The following is a 4550-nucleotide window of genomic DNA, read 5'->3' as shown; positions in this document are numbered from 1 at the left end:
GGTAAAACTAATGGTATCAATTTTTAATCATTGATTATTCATCATTGGTTATTAATCATTGGTTATTAAAGACCATTGATCTTTATCAAGCCTTGCACGCCCTTCTTGCTCCAGTTTGAGTAAATGCGCCCATAACGAATAACGGGCTACAGGGTGCAGGCTGGCATCAACATCATCGTAGACTTGAACCGTTAAGCGATCGAGATCGACGGGACCGGTATTATTAAGTTTGCTCAGCACTTTAGTCTCCCGTTTGAGACGGTGCTCTATCAAGCCCTCGATCTCTTTCACTGGGTTATCAATTATCTGGCCATGGCCCGGACCCAGTGCCTGCAATGGATAGTCGAGCAATAATTTTAGTGACTGAAGATAATCTTTCATATTTCCATGGGGTGGAATAATCACCACAGTTGAGCCCTGCATAATATGGTCGCCGGTTAATAACAGACCATCTTGCTCAACCAAAAAACACAGATGGTTGTTGACGTGGCCCGGTGTATGCAGCGCACGCAGGGTAAATTCCTCCGTAGCCCAGCATTCATCATGAGCTAATGATTTTTCCGGCGCAAAGCTATCATCCTGAAAACCATCATTGTGGCTAAGCTTATTGCCCATCACCACAGCACCGGTGGTCTCGGCCAAGGTAGCCGCTGCCGGTGAGTGATCTGCGTGGGTATGGGTTGCCAGAATCCAGCGCAGCTTATCACCGCAGGCTGCCAGTATTGCGTCGATATGAGAGGGATCGGCCGGGCCGGGATCAATAACGGCGATTGACTCTTGCCCCACAAGATAAGTGTTAGTACCCGCACCAGTCATGGGGCCTGAGTTGGGCGCGGTGATACGTCTTACCCTATCACTAACCCGTATTATTTGACCTGGCTTAATGGCCTCGTGCATAGCTTACTCGGTGTTTTTTAGTTTAGGCAGAGCCGGTAATTATTATCAGCCGATATTAAAAACGGGATAATCAATATCCCGTTTTGTTTAATGCATCAGTATTGCTTTTTAAACCAGATTATTGATAGCAACTACCGGATTGACATCGGCGTCATAATCCACACCATCAATTTCAAAACCGAACAGTTTTAAGAACTCATGTTTGTAGCCCGCCATATCACTTAGTTCAAACAGATTGTCATCATTAATATTATCCCAAAGTTGTTCCACCTTTTCTTGTATCTCGGGACGCAGCTCCAGATAATCAGCACGCAGACGTCCTTCATCATCCAGTTGCGGACTACTGCCATAGAGGCTTTCGCGAAATAGCAGATCAATTTGCTCAATACAGCCTTGATGACTGCCGTCTTCTTTCATCACTTTAAATAACAGGCCCAGATATAAAGGCATAACCGGTATGGCCGAGCTTGCCTGCGTCACCACCGCCTTAAGTACCGATACTCGGGCATCACCACCGCGAGCTGCCAGCTTGTCACGCAGACTAATTACCCGCTTATCGAGATCTTGTTTGGCCTGACCGATGGTGCCATGCCAATAAATATCCCAAGTCACTTTTTCGCCGATATAGGTATAGGCCGTTGTTTTTGCGCCATCGGCCAATACACCGGCTTGATCCAGCGCATCAATCCACATCTGCCAATCTTCACCACCCATTACCGCAACGGTATTATCAATTTCTTCCTGACTGGCTGCCGTTACCGCAACGTCTTTTAAAATACCTTTATCGGTATCGGCTGCGCGCTGTACCACATCTTTACCAATCGGCTTTAAAGTCGAGCGATGTAATTCGCCGGTTTTAGGGTGTTGACGTACTGGGGAAGCCAGACTGTAAACCACTAAATCAACCTGACCTAAATCCGCTTTAATGGTCTCAATGGTTTTTTGTTTGATTTCATCGGAAAAGGCATCGCCATTAATACTCTTGGCATAAAGACCTTCAGCTTCGGCATATTTATGAAAGCCGGCAGAGTTGTACCAACCCGCAGTACCCGGTTTTCTCTCAGTGCCTTCTTTTTCAAAAAATAAACCTAGCGTTGCGGCACCACTGCCAAAGGCCGCGGTAATACGTGAAGCCAAGCCATAACCGGTGGAGGCACCGATAACAAGTACTTTTTTTGGCCCATTATCTATCACGCCATTGGCTTTAACATAGTCGATCTGGCTTTTAACATTGGCCTCACATCCGGTGGGATGAGTGGTGACACACATAAAACCGCGCACACGAGGTTTGATAATCATAAAGCGTCCTTATTCGGTGATAAAACGGGTGACAAACGCCGGATATTATAGACGCCTTGCGTGAGTAAACCACCCCTTTATAATGCCTTCTTGACTAATTATCCGGCACGTCCCTAACTACCATGACTAAAGTCACACTGGCCTATGCCACCCCCAGCGAATGGACCGAAACGGTATTGGCCGATTTTGACCGTTTTTTACTCGATCATGCCGCCGCTGAAAAAAAAGCCTCCGGTATGGCTGTATCGATGCTCTCTCACTACCCCGACCGGGTTGAGCTGGTTGAAGCTATGGCTGATCTCGCGGTTGAGGAAATGACTCACTATCGCGAGGTGGTAAAGCTTATCCATAACCGAGGCCAGCTGACCGCCAAGGATGATAAGGACCCTTATGTTAATCAATTCCGTAAAGCGCTGCGCAATGGCGCCGAAGAATATTTTCTGGATAGGTTATTAATAGGCGGCATTATAGAAGCACGTGGTGCGGAACGCTTTGGGCTAATTGCCGAGGCGCTGGAGCCCGGTCCATTAAAAAAATTTTATACCTCGATTACCCGCTCGGAACAACGCCATGAGGGTTTAATGGTCGATTTAGCTTTATTGTATTTTGATCGAGCGGAGGTGATGGAACGGTTGCAACAATTGATTGATATTGAAGCCGACATTATCGCTGCGCTGCCATTGCGCGCTGCACTGCATTAGCCCGCATGAAGGCTCTTAAGCAATATTTAACCACTTATGCCGAACCGGAAGTTGAACAGCTGGAAGGTTTTCCCGCAGAATTTTCTCAGGGCATAGTCATTCCCTTTTATCAAGAACAGCCAGCAGCCCTGCAGCGGTTTTGTGATTTTGCTGCATTCCATAAAGCGTGTTTACTGATCGCCGTTATTAACCGTCCCGAATCGGATCACGATATCCAATGGGCGAAGACCTTATTAAAAACAGCTGCGATCAAGCAGGGGCAGGCGTTGTGGCAATCCGCAAATAAAAATCTAACACTAATCGAACTAGATAATCACTCGGCTCTTTTACTGGTTGACCGTTGCCTTGATGGCATACCCATTGCCGATCATCAGGGTGTTGGGCATGCCCGAAAAATAGGTGCCGATATACTTTGTCAGCTGATTGCACAAGACAAGGTGCAGTCACCCTGGATAGCGAACACCGATGCCGATGCCATACTACCTCACAACTATATAAAAACTCTGGCAGAATATACTGCGCCAGTTGCTACAAAAACTGCCGCCCTGGTATTTCCCTACCAACATATTTTTATCGACAATACGCCCAAGCTACCCACTCTATTGTATGAGTTTGCGCTGCATTATTATGTCGCCGGATTGCAATGGGCCGGATCACCTTATGCTTACCAAACGCTGGGAAGCACTATTGCTGTCAATTATTATCATTACACTATGGTGCGAGGTTTTCCCAAACGCTCAGCGGCGGAAGATTTTTATTTACTCAGTAAACTCGCTAAAACCGGTGCAATTGTTTCGCTGCAACAACCATTGATTGAACTGCAAGCCAGAGAGTCCACCCGCGTCCCTTTTGGTACCGGCCCTGCGGTTATAAAACTGGCCGATCAAGATGACCTCTTATCCATGCCGCTTTATCATCCTGATAGCTTTGCTTATTTAAAATTTTTCTTGCAACTATTACAGCAACTTTCAATACAGCGCTGCGATATTGCCACCGTTTGCGAGCGCATTGCCCAACCCATCAGCATCGATATTTCCTTATTGCTCAATATCGTCAACAAGCTGCAACTACATCAGGCTCTGCAACATTGTTATCAGCAAGGCAAAACACCCGCCATCCGTCTGCAGCAATTACAGCATTGGTTTGACGGATTTAAAACGCTGAAGTTTATTCATTTATTGCGTGATCAACAGTTAGGAACCGTTAGTTATCAGCGGTGGCTAAATGGGGCTTATCTATTTTCTGGCAATGATGCTATGGCGAGTTTGAGCCGGCAGATTGCTAGCGAGTGAACCAGCTATTTAGTCTGGAGCGGGTTCAAGTTATACTGACTGACTCTATAGTGGACTCGATGTCCACTTTTTTTTAACGGTGTAAATTGGCCATGAGCAAACGGGTTTTATTAATCAAACCAACGTCTATGGGCGACTTGATGCATGCCCTACCCGCGCTAACTGATGCCGCCAACGCTATCCCCGGTATTCAATTTGACTGGGTAGTGGATGAAGCCTTTGCCGAGGTCCCCGGCTGGCACCCCGCCGTCAATCAAATTATTTGCAGCGCCCATCGCCGCTGGAAGAAAAATCTCCGCCAGTCATTATTTGGCGGGCAATTAAGCAGCTTCTACCAACAGCTTAATGATGCTGATTATGA

General features: G+C 46.7%; 4 protein-coding genes and 1 pseudogene. 3 read left to right on the top strand and 2 right to left on the bottom strand.

Translation table 11 applies throughout. The annotated features are described in order from the left end of the window. Positions 1–51: 51 nt before the first annotated feature. Positions 52–897, bottom strand: a complete 846-nt coding sequence (locus AACP44_RS08555; protein ID WP_339340110.1) for an MBL fold metallo-hydrolase — start codon at positions 895–897, stop codon at positions 52–54. Positions 898–1005: 108 nt separating this feature from the next. Next, positions 1006–2196 carry an enoyl-ACP reductase FabV gene (gene fabV, locus AACP44_RS08550; protein ID WP_339340109.1) on the bottom strand — a complete coding sequence of 397 codons (1191 nt, stop codon included), beginning with the start codon at positions 2194–2196 and terminating at the stop codon, positions 1006–1008. A 122-nt stretch (positions 2197–2318) separates the two neighbouring features. Between fabV and AACP44_RS08545 the strand changes: the two genes are divergently transcribed. The 3 genes and pseudogenes from AACP44_RS08545 to AACP44_RS08535 all read left to right on the top strand — a co-directional run. Beyond that, entirely contained in the window at positions 2319–2897 is a 579-nt protein-coding gene (locus tag AACP44_RS08545) for a tRNA-(ms[2]io[6]A)-hydroxylase (protein WP_339340108.1), read from the top strand. 5 nt (positions 2898–2902) lie between these two features. Beyond that, positions 2903–4189, top strand: coding sequence for a hypothetical protein (locus AACP44_RS08540; protein ID WP_339340107.1), 1287 nt, complete (start codon positions 2903–2905; stop codon positions 4187–4189). Between the two features lie 92 nt (positions 4190–4281). Further along, positions 4282–4550: pseudogene (locus tag AACP44_RS08535) on the top strand (lipopolysaccharide heptosyltransferase I); the annotation flags it as partial.

It is taken from the genome of uncultured Oceanicoccus sp., from assembly GCF_963968385.1.
In the GTDB taxonomy this organism is placed as follows: domain Bacteria; phylum Pseudomonadota; class Gammaproteobacteria; order Pseudomonadales; family Dasaniaceae; genus Oceanicoccus.
This window is presented reverse-complemented; position numbering and strand designations above follow the sequence as displayed.